This window comes from Capnocytophaga sp. oral taxon 326 str. F0382, assembly GCF_000318295.1.
GTDB classification, from domain to species: domain Bacteria; phylum Bacteroidota; class Bacteroidia; order Flavobacteriales; family Flavobacteriaceae; genus Capnocytophaga; species Capnocytophaga periodontitidis.
The window spans coordinates 117,789-138,180 of record NZ_KB291464.1; the positions used below are offsets into that span (position 1 = coordinate 117,789).

A 20,392-nucleotide genomic window follows, 5' to 3' on the forward strand; every position below is an offset into this window, starting at 1 on the left:
TTTATTTTAGTTGTAATTGTACCCATACAGGTAAGTGGTCAGAGGGATAGAGACCATCGATGCGGGTTTCTATAATTTTGTATTGTTTGATTTTAATAGATTTTTCTGTAAAAATGAAATCTATATGTCCTTTCAGTGGCTCATCGGTTTTAAAGGCATTAAAAGTACCCATATTAGGTGTTTTGTTAGTGGGAGATAACTGAGTATCATACAGCTGTGTTGCTATCTTTTGTACAGCAGGATGTTCAGTAGGGAGATTGAAGTCACCCATTAAAATAACTTTCCCATTTTTGGCAATTTCTTTGATTTTTCGTAAAACCAAGTCAGCACTTTGTATTTGAGCTACTTTGCCTTCGTGGTCAAAATGAAGATTGAATACCCAAAAGGTTGTTTTCTTGTCTTTGAGTTTCACCCAAGAACAGATGCGATTACAGCAAGTAGCATCCCAACCTAAGGAGGGTACATCAGGCGTTTGAGAGAGCCAAAAGTTACCTTTATCAAGTAAGACAAAACGATTTTTTTTGAAGAAGATAGCTGAGTGTTCACCAGCTTCTTTACCATCATCACGTCCCACACCTTCACGCTGATAGGTAGGAAAACGCTCTTCCAAGAATTTAAGCTGATGAGCTAAGGCTTCTTGTACCCCAAAGATATCAGGATTTGCATCGTTGATAATGGTAAATACCTTTTCTTTTCTATTGCCTTCTGTCCAAGAGTTTATACCATCGTAGTTGTTGTCATAGCGAATATTGTAAGTCATTACGCTTAAATTTTGTGCTACAGTAAGAGCTGGTAAAATACATAAAATAAATAATAATTGTTTCATATAAGTAGATATTTTAAAGGTCGTATTTTATTAATCTGGAGCATTAATTGTTAGAGTAACTCCTTTATTTCCTTCTTTATAAATCTTGTAATCAATACTTCCTGCTGATTCAATCCAGAGCATATTCACTGTTATACTATCTTTATACAATCGATATTTAATTTCTATAGATTTATTTTTAGTGAATAATGTATCTTTTTTTGGTAATTTCTTTAATAAATTCTGATCTTTTTCAACTGCTCTAAGAGAATCATATAAGGCAGTAAAGTTTGTAACATTAGGGTATTCACATATAGTAGTAAAAGTGAAATTATGATGGTTAGCTATATCTTTACAATTTTTGCGTTTTTCATTAACTTTCTCTTCTATTTGAGATGATACTCCACAAAATGTTTCAAAATCGTATTGGTCTAACAAAGAAGTGTTAAACTTTAGCTCTTTAGGGTTATCGGGATCTGAAAAAATATCATAAAGTTTCTTCTCAGTAACATTCAATTGCAACCAACCTATAGGCATTGTCTTGCTATCTCCATCAGTAGGAAGGTATACGCACATAGTAATGTTATCTAACTCTGCTTCATCTATATAGAGATAACAATCGGCAATAGATACTTCAGCTAAAGGAATAAAATTTGAAGAGCGCATCACTTTTGTAAGCCATTCTTCACAAGAAAGTTGTTCTTTTTGAGAAATGGTATCAGAAATAGAGGTAGACAGTTCCTTTTCTGAGGTTTCTTCTTTAGATTTTTGTTTGCAAGAAGAAATCAGTAAGATACAACATAAGAAGATAAAATAATTAGTTATGTTCTTCATAATACTATTACTCTTTTCGGTAAATTGGATAAATAATTTTATTTTCTTCTTGTACTCCTTCTCCAAAAATACTATCAAAAAAGTTCCAGTTGAAGAAAGAATCAGCAGCAGTAGGTTCCAAGGTTTCTAACAAATATCGTTTGGCAAACTGTGAAGTAGGTACCACATAATCACCTTTGTAAAACTGCATTTTTTCTTTATGATTACTTACTTGGGTGTCATAATGCAAATAATGCCCTTCAAATGGATGTGTTATAGTCTTAAAGTCTTCTATTTGATAATAATTTACATTCATCAAAGTATCTTTTGTGAGCTCTTTCATTTCTATATTGTGAGCGTTGAGTCGTGCAATTACTTGTTGCCACGCTTTGGGAATTATGTAGTATTCAGATGATACTTCTTTAGCATATGTCTGAGCTTGTTTTATTTTTAGTTGTTTAATATACTGATTATCAGCATCGGCAACTTCTATAATAGTTTTCATAGTTTCATAGTTAGCTTCTACCCGTTGTTTATACGATTGAAATATATGAGTATTTAAGCGAATACCTATACAATTCCAAAGTGAAGCATAGCCAATAGCATTGTTTGCTCTGCCGATAGTATCATCAACAATTAAACGTCGAAAAGGTTTGTGAAGTGTATCTTTTTTAAAAATATCACTTCTATTCAGGAGGGTATCAGCAAGGCGTGGTGTCAATACATTTTCAATATACCCTCCTAAAAAAGCTCCTAACTTTTGTTTGTTAGAAAATGAGTAGCTAAGAGTGTATTGATACTCTTCTTTTTGGCTTACTTGGTTGTCTATAAAAATATCGGGTTGTATTTCTTGAAAGATTTTAGCGAAAGATAAAGTATTTTCTACATCAGCTTTTACAAAATCGTTGTCTAAATTATAGTGAGCAGCACTCTCTTTCCTGTTTTCTTGCATTCCTCCTATATTATAGACAGGAATGGTTACTACCATCACATTCCCAGAAAGTTTGATTTCATTTTGGGCTAAATTACGGAAAAGTAACATCGTAGCGTCCACTCCGTCAGGTTCATCGCCGTGAATTGCATTGTTGATGAAGATAATAGTTCGTTCTTTGCGGTATTTATTGAAGTTAAATTCAGCATCAGGGCTGTATATCACCAAATGCAAGGGTACACCATTATCAGTTTGTCCCATTGTTTTGAAAGATATAGAAGCAAAGTCTTGCGAAAGTTGTTTGTAATAATCAATCACTTCCTCATACGAAGAGCTTTTTAAACCATCTTTATTTTCAAAGGGAGTTTCATATTTCTCAGGAGACGAAAAAAAATGAGTTTCGCAACTTGCAAGGAGTAAGGCTGATAGTATGTAGGTGATATATTTCATTTTATACAATTCATTTTTTACTTTTTAGTATCTGATACCCAATAGTATTTCCCATATTTTTCATTAGGAAGTACTTTTATAAGCCATTTCGTATTGGTATATGTTCCTGTTTCATTCAAAACTACAATACCATCAGCTAATAGATTATCTGGATTATTATTTTCATCAGAGTCAAAATCAAAAACAGAAACTTGCATTCCTTCTTTCAAGCTTATTTCATTGCCATTAGAATCTGTTTTTATATCAGCTTGTGATAGGAAATATAAATCCTCCCAAGGGGTATTAAAGTCTATCCATATTCTTGGTTTATCCAGTAAAGAAGGATCACATTCAGCACCTTTTTGTACATATACAGTTGCACCTTCTCTCTGATATGAAATTATTTGAGCCACTTCTTAATTAATAGATCTTATTCCTTTGTCAAACAAATTTACTTTGTAGCCCAAGGCTTTGGCATCATTGGCACTATAAGCTACACAAAAATCACCTGCTAAACCACAAAATACGAGTTCTGTAATACTTTTGTCCTGCAAAAAGCCGTGCAAGCCCGTATTATTAAGTTTGTTATTATCAAAAAAAGCACTGTAACTATCTATTTCGGGGTTCATTCCTTTTCTAAAAATGGCTGATATAGGTCTTATGTCGAGGTCTTTATGTAGTTGAGCACCAAAAGTCCCTTGCACACAGTGGTCTGGCCACAGTATTTGCTCTATACCATTTAACTGAACTACATCAAAAGGCTTTTTACCCTTATGCTGACTTGCAAAACTTTTATGGGTAGCAGGGTGCCAATCCTGAGTAGCAACTACAAGGTCATAACCTTTCTGCATTTCTGCATTGATAAAAGGTATAATTTGATCTCCTTCTTTCACAGGTAAAGATCCTGTAGGCATAAAGTCATTTTGTACATCAATGATAACGAGTGCTTTCATATAGTCGTGAATTTGCGCCCAAAATTACAATATTTTCTAATATTATTACTATCTTTGCCCTAAAAAATATTTTGCTAATGCACTTTTTATCAGAAGATTTAGAAAATTATGCCAACGAACATACTGATAATGAGCCTCTTTTGTTGCAAGAACTCAGTAAGCGTACACACCTTAGTGTACTCCAACCACGAATGATTAGTGGGCATTTACAAGGGCGTTTTCTCAGTTTATTATCTAAGTTAGTACAGCCTAAAGTTATTTTGGAAATAGGTACTTATACGGGCTATGCTACCCTTTGCTTGGCAGAAGGATTATCAACGAATGGAGTACTACATACTATTGATATCAAAGAAGAACTCATCGACTTGCAACGTGAATTTTTTGACCGTAGTGGCTATGGAAATCAAATAGTACAACATCTCGGTAAAGCTGCCGATATTATTCCTACTCTCAACACTACTTTTGACCTTGTTTTTATTGATGCTGATAAACAAAACTACAGTCTTTATTTTGATTTGGTTATCGAAAAAATGAACCGAGGTGGCATCATTCTTTCGGACAATGTATTGTGGAGTGGTAAGGTAGTAGAAGAAGTAAAACACAACGATAAGCATACTCAAGCACTAATGATATATAATCAGAAGTTAAAAGATGATTCACGGGTGGAGACAGTGTTATTGCCTATTCGTGACGGCATTACGGTATCAAGAGTAAAATAAGGAAAATTTGTATATTTCGATAAAAGTATGTATCTTTGTCGCTTGAAACACTTTAGATAATTAAATGAAATGACTAATATAGAATCTTTCAGAGAAACTATTACCAACGGCTATACCTTTAAAGGTGATGCCATCATCTTAGGTGGTGCAGTATACGAAGGGCAACCTATTGAAAATGCTTTAGTAAAACTACCTTTAAAAACTTTAAACCGCCACGGGCTTATTGCAGGAGCTACAGGTACAGGGAAAACTAAAACACTACAAGTAATTGCTGAAAACCTTTCTAAAAAAGGTGTTCCAGTACTTTTAATGGACTTGAAAGGTGACCTCAGTGGGATTGCAGTATCGGGTGAAGTAAAACCTTTTATTTTAGAACGATTAGGAAAAATAGGATTAGATTTTCAACCACAAGCTTTTCCTACCGAATTACTTACTATTTCAGCTCAGAAAGGAGTGCGTATGCGCGCTACTATTTCAGAATTTGGTGCTGTATTGCTCTCACGTATCTTAGACCTAAGCGATATACAAGAGGGCGTTCTCGCAGTTGTATTCAAATACTGTGATGACCACGCATTACCTCTTTTAGACCTCAAAGATCTCAAAAAAATTCTTCAATATGCTACTGAAGAGGGCAAAACAAGTTTTGAAAAAGAATATGGTTCTATCTCTAAAACCTCTACCAGTGCAATCTTGCGTAAATTAGTAGAGTTAGAACATCAAGGTGCTGATCTTTTCTTTGGAGAGCGCAGTTTTGACCCTCAAGACTTATTGCGTACAAACAACCAAGGTGAAGGCTATGTGAATATCATTAGACTTACTGATATACAAGATCGTCCTAAGATGTTTTCTACCTTTATGTTGAGTCTGTTAGCTGAGATATACACTACTTTCCCAGAAGTAGGTGATATGGAGAAACCAAAATTAGTTATCTTTATAGATGAGGCACATCTTATTTTCAATGAAGCCTCAAAAACCCTTCTCAACCAATTAGAAAATATTGTAAAACTCATACGTTCTAAGGGTGTAGGATTGATATTTTGTACTCAAAATCCAACAGATATACCTGATGCAGTGCTCTCACAATTAGGGATGAAAGTACAGCACTCACTTCGTGCATTTACAGCTAAAGATCGTAAAGCTATTAAGCTAATCGCTGAAAATTATCCTTCATCAGAATTTTACGACACTACAGAAACCCTTACGACACTTGGTACAGGAGAAGCTTTAGTGACTGCGTTAAATGAAAAAGGAATCCCTACACCTTTGGTAGCGACGATGATGCGCGCTCCTATGAGTAGAATGGATATACTTACCGACACCGAAATAGAAAAACTTGTAAATAACTCTGAATTGGTACGTAAGTACAACGAAGTTATCGATCGTGAAAGTGCTTATGAGTTACTCAATAAAAAAATTGAAGAAGTTCACGAGGAAGAACAAAAGCAAAAAGTAGCTAAAGAAGAGGCAGATAGGACAGAAAAAGTAGAAAAAACATCATCTAACAACAATTCTAAAACTCCAGCAAAACGCTCAGGACAAAACCCATTAGTAAAAATGGTAACCAGTGCTACCTTTATACGAGGTGTATTAGGAATATTGAACAAAATTATCAAGAAATAATGAAAAAGCTTATCATCACCGCTATAGCCTTGATCGGGCTTACAGCTTGTAACAACAGCAAAAATAATTTTCTCATTACTAATAACAGTATAGGGGTACTTCAAAAAAATACACCTATACAAAAATTAGATTCTATTTTTGCTAAGGATTCAATTGTAAATTCTAATGTGGAAGGAGAGTTGCGTTATGCAAGTTCTGAGCGCATTACAATCCTTAGCAAGGATGGTAAAGAACTTCTTGAAATCACACCTACTACCAATGAAAAAGGCGTAGAAGTGATAGAGAGCGTACTAGTACTCTCTCCTTTGTACACTACTGAAAAAGGTATATCATTAGAGAGTACTTTCAAAGATGTGAAAGATAAATACCCTGATTTAGAAATACACCCCTCTATTAGTAGTGTGCTCGTTACTCCTAAAGGTCAAAATTTCTATTTTACATTCGATAAAACTGCAATCAAAACTGCTTTCGGTCTTACTGATAATATCTCTAAGGACGATATAGAAGAGAGCGCAAAAATCAAACATATCACTATCAACTTTTAAAGTTAAGTTATATATTATATAAAAAATGAATAATTTTAAACTAAACAGCATAGAAGAAGCTGTAGAGGATATAAAAAAAGGAAAAGTAATCATTGTAGTAGATGATGAAAACCGTGAAAATGAAGGAGACTTCATAGCAGCAGCTGAGAAAGTAACTCCAGAAATGATTAACTTTATGATTACTCACGGTCGCGGATTAGTATGTGCGCCACTTACTGAAAAACGATGTGCAGAGTTAGACCTACCAATGATGGTGCAGAACAATACCGTACTACACGAAACTCAATTCACTGTATCAGTGGATTTGAAAGGTAATGGTTGTACTACAGGTATTTCAGCTTTCGATAGGGCTAAAACTATCCAAGCATTGGTAAATCCTGAAACTAAACCATTTGATTTAGGACGCCCAGGACATATATTTCCACTCCGTGCTAAACAAGGAGGTGTGTTACGCCGTTCAGGACATACTGAAGCTGCTATAGACCTCACACGTATAGCAGGGCTTTATCCTGCAGGTATTTTAGTAGAAATACTTAATGAAGATGGTACGATGGCTCGCTTACCTCAATTGGTAGAAGTAGCTAAAAAGTTTGATCTTAAAATCATATCTATAGAGGACCTCATTGCCTATCGTATGCGCAAAGATACTTTAGTGGTAAAAAAAGAAGACTTCTTATTGCAAACTCCTTATGGAGAATTTCGCTTGCGTGCTTATGAGCAAACTACTAACAAACAAATCCATTTGGCTTTTACAAAAGGCACTTGGAAAAATGATGAAGCTGTTCTCACTCGTGTACATGCTTCGTTTATTAGTAATGACATTTTAGAAGTGTTAGCAGGTGATAAAGATAATCCATTAGAACGCATCTTTAAGAAAATAAACGAGGAAGGCAAAGGTGCTGTAATTGTAATCAATAAAGAAAGGTATTCTCAGAACCTATTACAACATATTACTCAAATGAAGGAAAACCAAAAAGGAAATCCTCTACCTCAAATAGATAAAGACACTAAAGATATAGGTATGGGAGCTCAAATACTCAATGATTTAGGTATTCGTAAATTGCGATTGCTTAGCAATTCTAAAAATGCGTCAAATTATGTAGGTATGTCAGGCTACGGACTTGAAATCACAGAAGAAATTCCTTATTAAAAACAATTTGATGAAAAAAATACTATTCTTTTTTGTATTATTCAGTTGTGTTTTTACTCATTCACAAGAGCTCAATGCTATAGTAACAGTAAATACACAGCAGGTGAATTTGAGCAATCGTTCAGTATTCAAAACTTTAGAAAAGTCATTGCAAGAGTTTATCAATCAAACGCGATGGACAGATATAAAGGTGCGTGAAAACGAGCGATTGCGTTGTAGTTTTACATTGGTGATTACTAAGTTTGAAAATACACGTTATGAGGCTACTCTTTTGGTACAATCGTCGCGACCTGTGTATAATAGTGCTTATCAATCACCTATTTTTAACTTGCAAGATAAAGAAGTATCTTTTGAATATCAAGAATTTGCACCACTTTCATTTAATGAAAGTACTTTTGAGTCTAATCTTACTTCAGTAGTTGCTTACTATGCTTATTTGTTATTAGGATTTGATGCTGATACTTTTTCAGAAAAAGGAGGGTATCCTTATTTTATCAAAGCCAAACAGATTGCTAATTTAGGACAAAATAGTGGCTATGAAGGATGGACAGATAATGGCAGAAATAATCGGTTTTCACTTATAAATGAACTTATTTCTGAGAATTATGACGATTACCACAAAACTCTATACCAATACCACCGTTTAGGCTTAGACCAAATGAGTTCTAATGAAAAACAAGCTAAAGAAACAATTCAAACTGCTATCTTATTACTAGATAAAATACCAAGTCTTCGCCTTAATTCCTATGCAATGACACTCTTTTTTAATGCAAAAACTGACGAAATTACAGCTATTTTTGCGGGTGGAGTAATGGTAGATACTAAAAAACTAAAAGAAACCTTACAAAAATTAGCCCCTACCCAAGGTGCCAAATGGGGAGAAATTAAATAACGACTATGCTCACATCTCTTTCTATAAAAAACTATGCTCTTATAGATGACTTGAAAGTAGATTTTCCTGAAGGTTTTATTATTATCACAGGTGAAACAGGTTCAGGTAAATCAATTATGCTTGATGCTCTCTCTCTTATTTTAGGGAAACGTGCCGATATGGCTTCCCTTCGTAATAAAGATGAAAAATGTGTAATAGAAGCAGAATTTTCACTACAAAAATACAGCTTTCAATCGTTATTTAACGAATTAGATCTTGACTATGATTTACAAACAATTATTCGTCGAGAGATACTCCCTTCAGGTAAATCAAGGGCTTTTGTAAACGATGTTCCTGCTACTTTAGAAGTACTTTCTCGTTTAGGAGAACTTTTGGTAGATATTCACTCTCAGCATCAAACTTTGGCCTTGAGCGATATTTCTTTTCAGTTTGAAATTATTGATACTATGGCTGATGATCAAGCACTTCTTACAGCATATTCACAGCTTCATCAATTATTAAAAAAGGAACAGAAAAAATTACAAGAACTTATCGAATTTCAAAAAAATGCGACTAAGGAATATGATTATAATCTACACCAATTAAAAGAATTTAAATCAGTTACATTAGAAGAAGGCATTTTGGAGGAATTAGAAGAGAATTATCAAGAAGCTTCAAATATAGAAGATATAAAAGAAAGTGTAGCAGAAAGTATACAGTTGCTTAACGATGAAGAGGTAGGGATACTCAATAAATTACGTGAACTCAAGCGCGCATTTTCTAATCTTGCAGAATACAAACAGCAATACAGAGAACTCTATGAACGTATAGAATCAGCATTTTTAGAACTCGAAGATTTGAACAGTGAAATAGCCTATATAGACGAAAATATAGAAACTGATCCTGAGAGTTTGGAGGAAATATCGGCTCAACTCAACAAAATATATGCACTCCAAAAGAAACACAAAGCAACTACAGTTGCTGAACTTATTAAAATTCAGAAGGAATTAGAACAAGCTGTGTCTAAAACTGAAAGTGTGGATATAGATCTCAATCAACAGCAAAAAGTAGTAGAAGCTCAAAAGCTTGCCACCTTTGAGAAAGCCACCGAGATTCACAATGCACGTGAAAAGGTAATTCCTGCTTTAGATGAGAAACTCACATACTTTATGCACGAACTTGGTATGCCAAATGGTAAATTTGCCATAGAACTCAAAGCTACTGATAGTTTCTTTACTAATGGTAATGATGAGTTATCATTTCTATTTTCAGCTAATAAAGGTGGAGACTTTGGTACTTTGAAAAAAGTAGCTTCAGGAGGGGAACTTTCACGTATAATGTTAGCAGTAAAAGCTATTATGGCAGAGCATACTGCATTGCCTACTATAATGTTTGACGAAATAGATACAGGAGTGTCTGGAGAAATTTCTCAGAAAATGGGTGATATAATGAAAGCGATGAGTAAAAACCGACAAGTATTTGCAATTACTCACTTACCGCAAATAGCTGCTAAAGGGAATTATCACTTTAAGGTATTTAAAGAAGATAAGAATGGCAAGACTACAACACATTTGAAATTGCTCACTGAAGAAGAACGTATTACTGAACTATCAGAAATGTTAGAAGGTAAAAATAGTGGAGTTTCAGCACGAAACCACGCAATAGAGTTATTAAAAAAGGGATGATTAATTCATCCCTTTTTTATTGACTAATCTGATCGTAGAATTTATCAAAAATAATTTTAAACCATTCAGTATATTGATGAGGAAATTTTGTAATATCAGCTTTGATGTTTTTAGGAGATGTCCAACGCCAATTGGATACTTCATCAGGGTTAATAATAGGTGAATCGTTGTAATAACCTATAAGAATATGGTCGAGTTCGTGTTCAGTAAGCCCATTGTCAAAAGGAGCTTTGTAAATAAAACTTAACACTTCACTAAGCTCTGTAACAAATCCCATTTCCTCTTGTAATCGGCGTTTACCAGCTTCAATAGTAGTCTCTCCTTCACGTGGATGACTGCAACAAGTGTTTGTCCACAAATTAGGTGAATGGTACTTATTAGCAGCTCTTTGTTGCAGCATAATCTCCCCTTTATCGTTAAGTATAAATACAGAGAAAGCCCTATGCAATAGCGCTTTTTGATGTGCTTCAAGCTTCTCCATCAAGCCTATAGGGTTATCTTGTTCGTCTACTAATATTACTTTTTCTTCCATCGTAAAGGTTTATTTTACTTCTACCCTATCACCTTTATCAATTCCCCATTTATCAGCTAAACCTCCATTAATTTCGAGTACATACATCGCAGGTTTTTCTGAAGGTAAAGAAGTTTCATCGTATGGACGGGCGTTTTTAGCAATACTTACTATCTTTTTATCTTTGTCTAAATAAATAATATCCAAAGAAATTTCAGTATTTCTCATATAAAAAGAGCGTGGTGCTTCTTCAGAGAATATAAACCACATTCCTTGATGTTCATCCATTGAAGAACGATACATCAATCCTAAAGAACGTTCCATTTCATTTTTTGCAAACTCTACATCAATGGTTTGGATAAGAGAATCGTTTTTGAAAATAGAAAGTTCTCCGTCTTTAGTAAACTGAATGTCATCAGGGGTAATCTCTACGATTTGTTCAGTTTTATTACTGCCAAAAAAACGGGGCAAAATGAGAGCGATTGCAGCTAAGGCAACTAATGCCAAAGCTACTGTTACAAAGTGTTTTCTAAAAAATTGCATTTTTGTTTTTAAATATAATTATACTTTTTTTGTTTTTCTAAATAGTAAATAGAAGCCTGCTATGATAAATGGAATGCTCAGCCATTGACCTGTAGAAAGTAAACCTAAAGAATTTTCAAACCCTCCTTGACTTTCTTTTACAAATTCTACCGCAAAACGAATACTCCACAAAGCTATTAAGAAAAGTCCGAAAATAAAGTAAGGTTTGTTCTTCTTGTCAGTTTTCCAATACACGTACCACAATACCCAAAACAGACAGAAATAACCAAAGGCTTCATATAGTTGTGCAGGGTGTTGGTAAGGAATAGAGGCTAATATTTCGGAGAAACGTGGGTCGTGAGCAATGAGTTGGTAAGCCGATTGTGGGTCAGACTGTTGAGTAATTTCCATTGCTTGGCGTGGTGAGATAGCTCCTCCTTGTACAAATTTCACCCCTAAAGGAAAAGTGTCACTTACTTCTTTACCATTGATTTCAGAATTGAAAAAGTTTCCAAAGCGCACAAACATTCCTCCAATAGTAATAGGAATTACTACACGGTCTAATATCCATGACAGGCTAATATCTTTATACTTACGCACATATAGTATCATTGCAATAATAATCCCTACGGCAGCTCCGTGGCTCGCTAAGCCTGAAAAGCCTGTAGGCTCCCAACCGCCACCGGGTTTCTCTTTAATAGGTAAAAAGATTTCGAGCAAGTGGTCTTTGAAATAATCCCAATTGTAAAATAAGCAATCACCTAAGCGTGCACCTACTAAGGTAGCAACTGCTGTATAGACAAATAAAGTATCAAGCTGTTGTATAGTTTTACCTTCGTTGAGGTATATTTTTTTAGTCAGATACCATCCCAAGCTAAAAGCGACGATAAACATTAAGCTGTAATAACGAAGAGAAAATGAGCCTACAATAGGTAAGTTTATAGTAGCGAGAATCTCATTAGAATTCCATATAAAATTTAAAGCAATCATATAGTGATAGTTTTGAGGGCGTAAAAGTACAACTTTTTATTGAATGCACAAGCAATTTGTATGTATTCGTATTTTTTAGTACTTTTGTCGCCTGATATAATTAATAAAAAATGCGCATCATTTCAGGAAAAAATAAAGGTAAACAACTGATAGCTCCAGCCAAACTCCCTGTTCGACCTACGACCGACTTTGCCAAGGAGGCTTTGTTCAATATTCTTAACAACTATTACTATTTTGATGAACTTTCGGTACTTGACCTTTTTGCGGGTACAGGAAATATCAGTTATGAATTTGCTAGCAGGGGGTGTCCTTCACTTATTGCAGTGGATAGTCATAGTGGTTGTGTGCAGTTCATTAACAAAACAGCACGTGAGCTTGACTATCCTATCACGGTGCTCAAAGCTGATGTGTATGAATACCTCAAACGTACTGTACAGCGTTTTGATGTAATCTTTGCTGACCCTCCTTATGAACTTCCTATAGAAAAATTTACTGAGATTGCTGAGCTCGTTTTTGAAAGAGATTTTCTCAATGAAAATGGCACTCTCATTATTGAACATTCTTCTCGTACTGACCTTTCAAACTTACCCCATTTTGTAACCTCTAAAAAATATGGAGGTTGTGTGTTTAGTATGTTTGAATAATTTTAATTTGGCAATTTAAATTGAAGTAAATATTCTTTTGTTTCAGCTGAAATACGCAAACTCTCTCTCGCCTTTTGTATGGTTTTGTTTTGTACAAAAGGTGTAAGTTTTTTAGCTTCTATATAAGGGATAGTAGCTTTGTATTGTTTAGCTAAAGCTGTAGCGAAATACCACGCTATCATCATATTGATGTAATATTCTTCTGAACGTATGGCAGCTACCCAATCTAAATGAGTTGTTTTAAAATGCTCATCTAAGTAATTAGAGAGTAATACCCCAATAGCATAACGCATCGTATAAGTTTCGTTACTTTTGAGCCATTTTAGAACATAACTCAACACTTCTTCAGGGTATTTCAAGAAAATTTTAGGGGCAAAAGTATCGCAAGTAGCCCAATTGTCGATATATGGTAAAAATTGTGTTGTGTATTGCATTACCTTCTCAAAATCTTTCAATTGAGCTATGATAAAGGCGTGCAGATTATTTTCTTCGTAGTAATAATGAGGTAATTTTTCCAAGAAAGCCATAGCCTCCTTAGGTTGTTGTTTTAATAATTCTTTAGCTAAAGAGCGCATTGCTGGGGTTCGTACTCCAATGATACGTTCTTTATCAATGGTAGGGATAAGTTTAGCTGTAAAATCACGGTAAGGAATATCAGCTAAAGCTAAAAGGCGTTCTGTTATAAACATAATGATAATAATTGGTGAGGCAAATGTACAAAATAAATGATAAATAATAGAAGTTCAGATAAAAAAAATCTTGCTTTTTATGGAAATAGTTTGTAACTTTGTCGCGTTTAATAAATTATATGTATATGACACAAATATTAAATCACGCCGATATTGAACACAAGATAAGGCGCATTGCTTATCAAATTTATGAAACACATCTTAATGAAGAGGAAATCGTGTTAGCAGGTATCAATGGCAATGGATATGTATTTGCAGAGAAACTTGCAGTAGCATTGGCAGGTATTTCACCTTTAAAAGTAGTTTTATGCCAAATTATAATGGATAAAAAAAATCCATTGATAGGTACTACGATTTCTATCCCTGCTGAACAATATACTGATAAAGCAGTGATAGTGGTAGACGATGTGCTCAATTCAGGGCGTACACTTATCTATGGAGTGAAACACTTCTTAGAAGTACCTTTAAAACGACTCACAACAGCAGTGTTAGTGAATCGCAATCATAAAGATTATCCTATAAAAGCTGATTTTAAAGGTATTTCATTATCGACTTCCTTACAAGAACACGTTTCAGTAACTTTTGAGCCAAGTAATTATAGTGTAGATTTGTCGAATTAATCATTTAATTTGTTATGTACACAACACTCATCATTCTCTTTATATCAGCCTTGTTTTTTATGAGCGGTAAAGTCCGTTCTGATTTGGTAGCTATGTGCGCCTTAGTGCTTTTAGTACTTTTTGGTATCCTTACACCCGAACAAGCCTTGTCAGGTTTTTCGGATAAGGTAGTGGTGATGATGATAGGACTTTTTGTAGTAGGAGGTGCTATCTTTCAAACGGGATTAGCAAAGATGATGAGTAGTAAAATCTTGCGTTTAGCTGGTGATAGTGAGGTGAAGCTCCTTGTTCTGGTGATGCTTGTTACAGCTTTTATTGGAGCTTTTGTAAGCAATACAGGCACAGTAGCCTTGATGATGCCTATTATTGTGAGTATGGCAATGAGTGGTAATATCAATAGTAGTAGGTTGCTGATGCCTATGGCTTTTGCAAGTAGTATGGGCGGTATGATGACGCTTATCGGTACACCTCCTAACTTAGTAATCGATGGAGAGTTAGTGAAAAATGGCTATGACAAACTCACTTTTTTCTCATTCACCCCTGTAGGATTGATATGTTTATTAGTAGGGATGTTAATATTGATACCTATTACTAAAATCTTTTTAACTAAAAAAGGAGAAGGAGGAAGTGACAAAGGCAAGGGAGGAAAATCACTGAGTGACTTAGTAGGTGAATATCAATTATCTAAGAACTTATATCGCGTATTGGTAAGCGAAAACACTTTATTCAAAGGAAAGACACTTAAAGAAATAAACCTTTCACAACGTTATCATATTTCAGTACTAGAAATTAGGCGTAAGCCTACTTCTAATAACCCTTTCTTTAAAACAGGTAATCAGGAGGTTGTAAATGCTGATACTGTAATTTATGAAGGAGATATTCTTTATTTACGAGGTGATTTTGAGTCAATTGAACAAATGAATACCGAAAATCATTTGAACTTCCTTGATACACACCATCCTGAACAACGCTTACCTAATGAATTACACTTTCACGATATAGGGATAGCTGAAGTGTTGATAATGCCTGCTTCTAAATTAGTAAATACTCGTATTAGTGATAGCAAACTGCGTGAGCACTATGGGCTTAATATCTTAGGTATTCAACGTAAGGATACCTATATTTTACAGAACTTGAAAGATGAAAAGATGCACGCAGGTGATATATTATTAGTACAAGGGACTTGGGATCATATAGCCAAGTTAGATGCCGAAAGAAGTCAGTTAGTAGTATTAGGTCAACCTCTTGCCGAGGCATCGAAAGTAACCCTCACTCATAAAGCTCCTATAGCAGCCTTGATAATGGTAGCAATGGTAGTAGCGATGATGTTCGATTTTATTCCTATAGCTCCTGTAACAGCTGTGCTTATAGCCTCTCTTTTAATGGTTATTTCAGGAGCTTTACGCAATATAGAAGCAGCTTACAAAACAATTAACTGGGAGAGTATTGTGCTTATAGCAGGTATGTTGCCAATGGCATTAGCCTTAGAAAAAACAGGAGTATCTGCTTTAGTGTCTAATGCATTAGTAGGAAGTTTAGGCGATAAAAGTCCATATATACTATTAGCAGGGGTATATTTCACCACTTCATTAATGACGATGTTTATTAGTAATACAGCCACAGCAGTTCTTTTAGCACCTATTGCTATGAAAACAGCTTTATCATTAGGTTTACAACCTCAAGCATTTATGTTTGCAGTAGCTGTAGGAGCGAGTATGTGTTTTGCTTCACCATTTTCTACTCCACCCAATGCTTTAGTAATGTCAGCAGGACGTTATACATTTTCCGATTATGTAAAAGTAGGCTTACCGTTACAAATTATTATGGGGATTGTAATGGTATTTGTTTTACCACTATTATTTCCATTTTGATAAAAAGTTGTATCTTTGCCGAAAATTTTAAAAATAAAGAATGAAAAAAAGAATTTCAGATTTTTTGTTAGATGTTTCTAAATACGTATTTGCGGGCTTGTTAATAGCTCCATTATTTAACGCTTCTTTTATGTGTAATGAAGCTTGCTGGTGTGCTTTTACAGTCGCTATATTAGCTTTTATAGTAGGACTTTTCCTTTCTAAACAGAAAAAAGGATTAGGAAATAAAAATAACAACAACCGCAATAAAAATTATCGCAAAAATAATAATAACAACAGGAATAATACTACTTCCAACAAAGCATAACAATTTCTCCTTCAAAAACTATGAAAGTCTATTTTGATAATGCGGCTACTACTTCCCTTTATCCTGAGGTTGTAGAAAAAATAACAGAAGTATTGAATAATACTTATGGTAATCCATCATCTACTCACGCCTTGGGGCGTGCTGCAAAATCACTTATTGAATACAGTCGCAAGCAAATAGCAAAAGAACTAAATGCTTTACCCTCTGAAATTATTTTTACTTCAGGGGGTACTGAAGCTGATAATTTTATTCTCCACAGTTGCGTACGTGATTTAGGCGTACAAGTAGTTATTTCTTCACTTATAGAACATCACGCTGTACTACATACATTGGAAGTATTAGCTAAGGAATATCCTATACAAATAGTTTATGTGAATCTTACGGAAAGAGGAGATATAGATCTTCAACATTTAAAGAACTTACTTGATCAATATACTGAAAAAAAGGTATTAGTAAGTTTGATGCATCTAAATAATGAGATAGGAAACATTTTACCTTTGAAAGAAGTAGGTACACTTTGCAAAGAAAAAGGAGCGTATTTTCATTCCGACACAGTACAATCTGTAGGACATTATCCTATTAACTTACAAGAGATTCCTATAGATTTTATCACAGCTTCAGCTCATAAGTTTCACGGACCTAAAGGAGTGGGTTTTGCTTTTATCAGAAAAGGTATAGCTTTACACGGCAGTATTATTGGAGGAGAACAAGAAAAAGGTTTGCGCGCAGGTACAGAAGCTGTACATAATATAGCAGGTATGGAAGTAGCTTTTAGCTTGTGTTATAAGAATTTAGAAGAGAATACTGAAAAACTCAAAAACTTGAAACAATATTTTATACATCAACTCAAACATCATTTTCCTGAGATAGTATTCAACGGGACATCAGAGAGTTTAGAGGAAAGTAGTTATGCTATAGTGAATGTAGGCTTTCCTACATTACAACAGCAAGATAACACTTTGCTTTTTCAGTTAGATCTAAAAGGTATTGCCTGCTCAAAAGGAAGTGCTTGTCAAAGTGGTAGCGTACAAGTTTCACACGTATTATCGGCTTTTATGCCAAAAGAAGCACTACAATATCCTTCGTTGCGCTTCTCATTTTCAGCATTTAATACAATAGAAGAAGTAGATTTTTTTATAGAGAATCTTAAAGAAATCTCCCTTAATAAATACTGATAATAAGCTACTTATGTTTATTGTAGAGATTAAAAGTAAAAATATTTCCAAAAAAAAGTAGGTATTTCAAAATATTGTTGTAATTTAGTAGCGTTTTTAAACAATAGTTGTATTTAAATCTTAGATATGTCAGAGGAAAAAAACACATTAGCCATAGAGGACAATCGTTTAGAAGAAGCTTCATTTGTAAATTATGAAGCAATGTCTCTTAGTGAATTGACTAAAGAGTTGAAAGAACTGCTCCTTACCGAGAAAACTCAAGCTATTAAAAAACAAGTGGATGCTATCCGCTATGAATTTGATAAAAAGTACGATGCGCTGGTAGAAGAGAAAAGAGAAGAGTTTATTGCCGATGGAGGTGAACCTCATAACTTTTCTTATGAAATTCCTATCTATAAGGAGTTCTATACAGCTTTCAATAACTATCGTGAAAAGCGCAATCAGTACTACAAGGAAATGGAAAAAACTCATAAGGAAAACCTTGTTAAGCGCCGAGAAATTATAGAAGAGCTAAAGAACCTTATCAATACAGAGGAACACATAGGCACAACTTTTAAACAATTCCAGCAATTGCAAGAACGCTGGCGCAAAGCAGGAGCTGTTTCTAATGCCGATTATGAAGACTTGTGGAATACCTACCACCACCACGTAGAAAATTTCTATGACTATATCCACCTAAGTAAAGATTTACGTGATATTGACTTCAAACGCAATTTGGAAGAAAAATTAAAAATCATTCAACGAGCTGAAGCTCTCGCTCAAGATGATGTAGATGCGCTACTTGCCTCACGTGAGCTACAAGTGCTACATCGTATTTGGAAGGAAGAAATAGGCCCCGTGGATAAAGAACACCGCGAGAGTATATGGCAACGTTTCAGCGAACTGACAAAAAAAATACACGACAAACGCCAATATTACCTCAAAAATTTAGATAAAATATATGAGGAAAATGCTGTGAAAAAACAAAGCATTATTGAACGTATTAAAAAATTGGGAGAAAAAGAACCTACTACACATAATGCTTGGAAGCAACTCTCTAAACAAGTAGAAGAATTGCGCCAAAACTTCCTAAATGTAGGAAAAGTACCTTTGCAACAAGCTGATGAAGTATGGAAAGCTTTTAATGTAGCTTTGCGAAGCTTCAACAAAAAGAAAAACCAGTTCTACAAAATTCTTAAAAAAGAACAACAAGAAAATTTAACCAAAAAATTAGCTTTAGTAGAAATAGCTAAAGCAAACCAAAATAGCACTGACTGGGAAACTACTACTGAATTGATGAAAAATATTCAGAAAGAGTGGAAAGAAATAGGAAGTGTACCTCTTAGAAATACCGAAAAAATTTGGAAAGAGTTCAAAAAGGCTTGTGACACCTATTTTACTCGTTTGGCAGAAGCAATCCAACATTCTAAGAATAAAGAAAATAATGCTCTTGAGCAAAAGAAAGCTTTCTTGGACAAACTGAAAGAATACCAATTAAGCACTGATAGAGATAGGGAAATAGAAACCTTACAAAATTTTGTGAATGAATGGAATGCTTTAGGAACTACTCATCATTCTAAGAGAACTATCGATATCAAATTCCACAAAATAATCGATGCATTGTACAAAAAACTCAATTTTGATAAACAAGAAATTGAGATTATTAAGTACAACAATAAATTGGAACGACTTATCAATGATGATAATGAGAATTCTCTCAACAATGAGGTGATTTTTGTAAAACGTCGTATTGAGGAACTCAAATCGGAAGTATTACAATTGGAAAATAATTTAGCTTTCTTTGGTAATATTGATGAAAAGAATCCATTGGTACGTGATGTGATTAAGAACATCAATAATCAAAAAGAGGCTCTTAAAACGTGGGAAAATAAACTTCGAGAACTGAAACATTTACAAAAAACACAATTAGCTGAAACAGCTCAAGAAAATACAGAAGAAAAGGAATAGTTTTAGTTGTGAAATTAGTATTTGCTACCCATAACCAGCATAAATTAAGGGAAATACAAGCCCTTTTACCTCCAAACATTCAATTGTTGAGTTTGGATGACATTAGCTGTAATGAGGATATTCCTGAAACAGCTACTACCATTGAGGACAATGCCTTACTAATAGCACAATACGTTCAAAAACAGTATCACTGTAATGTTTTTGCTGATGATACAGGGTTAGAAGTCCAAGCATTAAATAATGCTCCAGGGGTATATTCAGCACGTTATGCAGGTGAACACAAAAGCGATGTGGATAATGTACAATTGCTTTTGAAAAATATGGAGGGAATCTCTTGTCGAGAAGCTCAATTTAAAACTGTTATAGCCTTGTGCTTAGAAGGTGTTGTATATACTTTTGAGGGTATTGCAAAAGGAAATATAAGCACAACTCCTATAGGAACTAATGGTTTTGGATATGACCCTATATTTATTCCTGAAAACTCTGATAAAACTTTTGCTGAACTCACTCAAGACGAAAAAAATCGTATCAGTCACCGTGGAAAAGCTTTTGGAAAGTTGTTAGATTTTTTAAATCAAAAAATTCAGTAAGGAAA

22 protein-coding genes are annotated in these 20,392 nt (G+C 34.4%); 13 read left to right on the plus strand and 9 right to left on the minus strand.

The genetic code is table 11. The features are described from left to right. Position 1: 1 nt before the first annotated feature. From HMPREF9073_RS13910 to pncA, 5 genes are read right to left on the minus strand one after another with little or no spacing between them, the layout of a single operon-like run. The gene (locus HMPREF9073_RS13910) at positions 2–826 is read right to left on the minus strand and encodes an endonuclease/exonuclease/phosphatase family protein (RefSeq protein WP_009751123.1); all 825 of its coding nucleotides are present in this window, start codon (positions 824–826) and stop codon (positions 2–4) included. Between the two features lie 30 nt (positions 827–856). Continuing rightward, complete coding sequence (locus HMPREF9073_RS13915) at positions 857–1,639, minus strand: hypothetical protein (protein ID WP_232212991.1); 783 nt, start codon at positions 1,637–1,639, stop codon at positions 857–859. Positions 1,640–1,646: 7 nt separating this feature from the next. Further along, a complete protein-coding gene (locus tag HMPREF9073_RS13920) occupies positions 1,647–2,999 on the minus strand; it encodes a M14 family zinc carboxypeptidase (protein WP_009751125.1) in 1,353 nt (450 codons plus the stop codon). 17 nt (positions 3,000–3,016) lie between these two features. Next, entirely contained in the window at positions 3,017–3,391 is a 375-nt protein-coding gene (locus HMPREF9073_RS13925) for a hypothetical protein (RefSeq protein WP_009751126.1), read from the minus strand. Positions 3,392–3,394: 3 nt separating this feature from the next. Continuing rightward, positions 3,395–3,931, minus strand: a complete 537-nt coding sequence (gene pncA, locus HMPREF9073_RS13930) for a bifunctional nicotinamidase/pyrazinamidase (RefSeq protein WP_009751127.1) — start codon at positions 3,929–3,931, stop codon at positions 3,395–3,397. A gap of 77 nt (positions 3,932–4,008) precedes the next feature. Between pncA and HMPREF9073_RS13935 the strand changes: the two genes are divergently transcribed. From HMPREF9073_RS13935 to recN, 6 genes are all read left to right on the plus strand, one after another. After that, positions 4,009–4,650 carry an O-methyltransferase gene (locus HMPREF9073_RS13935; RefSeq protein WP_034555989.1) on the plus strand — a complete coding sequence of 214 codons (642 nt, stop codon included), beginning with the start codon at positions 4,009–4,011 and terminating at the stop codon, positions 4,648–4,650. A 69-nt stretch (positions 4,651–4,719) separates the two neighbouring features. Further along, on the plus strand, positions 4,720–6,270 hold the full coding sequence (locus HMPREF9073_RS13940) for a helicase HerA-like domain-containing protein (protein ID WP_009751129.1): 1,551 nt from the start codon (positions 4,720–4,722) through the stop codon (positions 6,268–6,270). Continuing rightward, positions 6,270–6,815 (plus strand): hypothetical protein, encoded by a 546-nt coding sequence (locus tag HMPREF9073_RS13945; protein ID WP_009751130.1) that lies wholly within the window; start codon positions 6,270–6,272, stop codon positions 6,813–6,815. The genes HMPREF9073_RS13940 and HMPREF9073_RS13945 overlap by 1 nt, the downstream gene beginning before the upstream one ends. A gap of 25 nt (positions 6,816–6,840) precedes the next feature. Continuing rightward, on the plus strand, positions 6,841–7,965 hold the full coding sequence (ribB, locus tag HMPREF9073_RS13950) for a 3,4-dihydroxy-2-butanone-4-phosphate synthase (RefSeq protein ID WP_009751131.1): 1,125 nt from the start codon (positions 6,841–6,843) through the stop codon (positions 7,963–7,965). A 10-nt stretch (positions 7,966–7,975) separates the two neighbouring features. Continuing rightward, complete coding sequence (locus HMPREF9073_RS13955) at positions 7,976–8,857, plus strand: DUF4835 family protein (protein ID WP_034556004.1); 882 nt, start codon at positions 7,976–7,978, stop codon at positions 8,855–8,857. A 5-nt stretch (positions 8,858–8,862) separates the two neighbouring features. Beyond that, positions 8,863–10,521: a DNA repair protein RecN gene (gene recN, locus HMPREF9073_RS13960; protein ID WP_009751133.1), complete on the plus strand. Its 1,659-nt coding sequence runs from the start codon at positions 8,863–8,865 to the stop codon at positions 10,519–10,521. Positions 10,522–10,537: 16 nt separating this feature from the next. On the opposite strand, the gene idi is transcribed toward recN, so the two are convergent. The 3 genes from idi to lgt are packed head-to-tail and all read right to left on the minus strand — an operon-like array spanning position 10,538 to position 12,544. Continuing rightward, entirely contained in the window at positions 10,538–11,053 is a 516-nt protein-coding gene (gene idi, locus HMPREF9073_RS13965; protein ID WP_009751134.1) for an isopentenyl-diphosphate Delta-isomerase, read from the minus strand. Between the two features lie 9 nt (positions 11,054–11,062). Beyond that, positions 11,063–11,575 (minus strand): DUF192 domain-containing protein, encoded by a 513-nt coding sequence (locus HMPREF9073_RS13970; RefSeq protein ID WP_009751135.1) that lies wholly within the window; start codon positions 11,573–11,575, stop codon positions 11,063–11,065. Positions 11,576–11,593: 18 nt separating this feature from the next. After that, on the minus strand, positions 11,594–12,544 hold the full coding sequence (gene lgt / locus HMPREF9073_RS13975; RefSeq protein WP_009751136.1) for a prolipoprotein diacylglyceryl transferase: 951 nt from the start codon (positions 12,542–12,544) through the stop codon (positions 11,594–11,596). Between the two features lie 110 nt (positions 12,545–12,654). On the opposite strand from lgt, the gene HMPREF9073_RS13980 reads away from it, so the two are divergent. Next, the gene (locus tag HMPREF9073_RS13980) at positions 12,655–13,188 is read left to right on the plus strand and encodes an RsmD family RNA methyltransferase (protein WP_009751137.1); all 534 of its coding nucleotides are present in this window, start codon (positions 12,655–12,657) and stop codon (positions 13,186–13,188) included. A gap of 2 nt (positions 13,189–13,190) precedes the next feature. Here HMPREF9073_RS13980 and HMPREF9073_RS13985 read toward each other — a convergent pair whose 3' ends face one another. Continuing rightward, positions 13,191–13,877 (minus strand): DNA alkylation repair protein, encoded by a 687-nt coding sequence (locus tag HMPREF9073_RS13985; protein ID WP_009751138.1) that lies wholly within the window; start codon positions 13,875–13,877, stop codon positions 13,191–13,193. Positions 13,878–14,002: 125 nt separating this feature from the next. Between HMPREF9073_RS13985 and HMPREF9073_RS13990 the strand changes: the two genes are divergently transcribed. From HMPREF9073_RS13990 to HMPREF9073_RS14015, 6 genes are all read left to right on the plus strand, one after another. Next, positions 14,003–14,497 carry a phosphoribosyltransferase family protein gene (locus HMPREF9073_RS13990; protein WP_034555991.1) on the plus strand — a complete coding sequence of 165 codons (495 nt, stop codon included), beginning with the start codon at positions 14,003–14,005 and terminating at the stop codon, positions 14,495–14,497. A 14-nt stretch (positions 14,498–14,511) separates the two neighbouring features. Further along, positions 14,512–16,368 (plus strand): SLC13 family permease, encoded by a 1,857-nt coding sequence (locus HMPREF9073_RS13995; RefSeq protein WP_034555992.1) that lies wholly within the window; start codon positions 14,512–14,514, stop codon positions 16,366–16,368. 40 nt (positions 16,369–16,408) lie between these two features. Next, positions 16,409–16,675 carry a DUF6722 family protein gene (locus HMPREF9073_RS14000; RefSeq protein ID WP_009751141.1) on the plus strand — a complete coding sequence of 89 codons (267 nt, stop codon included), beginning with the start codon at positions 16,409–16,411 and terminating at the stop codon, positions 16,673–16,675. Between the two features lie 20 nt (positions 16,676–16,695). Beyond that, entirely contained in the window at positions 16,696–17,850 is a 1,155-nt protein-coding gene (locus tag HMPREF9073_RS14005; protein ID WP_009751142.1) for a cysteine desulfurase family protein, read from the plus strand. A gap of 126 nt (positions 17,851–17,976) precedes the next feature. After that, the gene (locus HMPREF9073_RS14010) at positions 17,977–19,797 is read left to right on the plus strand and encodes a DUF349 domain-containing protein (protein ID WP_009751143.1); all 1,821 of its coding nucleotides are present in this window, start codon (positions 17,977–17,979) and stop codon (positions 19,795–19,797) included. A gap of 8 nt (positions 19,798–19,805) precedes the next feature. Further along, positions 19,806–20,387 (plus strand): non-canonical purine NTP diphosphatase, encoded by a 582-nt coding sequence (locus HMPREF9073_RS14015; protein WP_009751144.1) that lies wholly within the window; start codon positions 19,806–19,808, stop codon positions 20,385–20,387. Positions 20,388–20,392 lie beyond the last annotated feature (5 nt).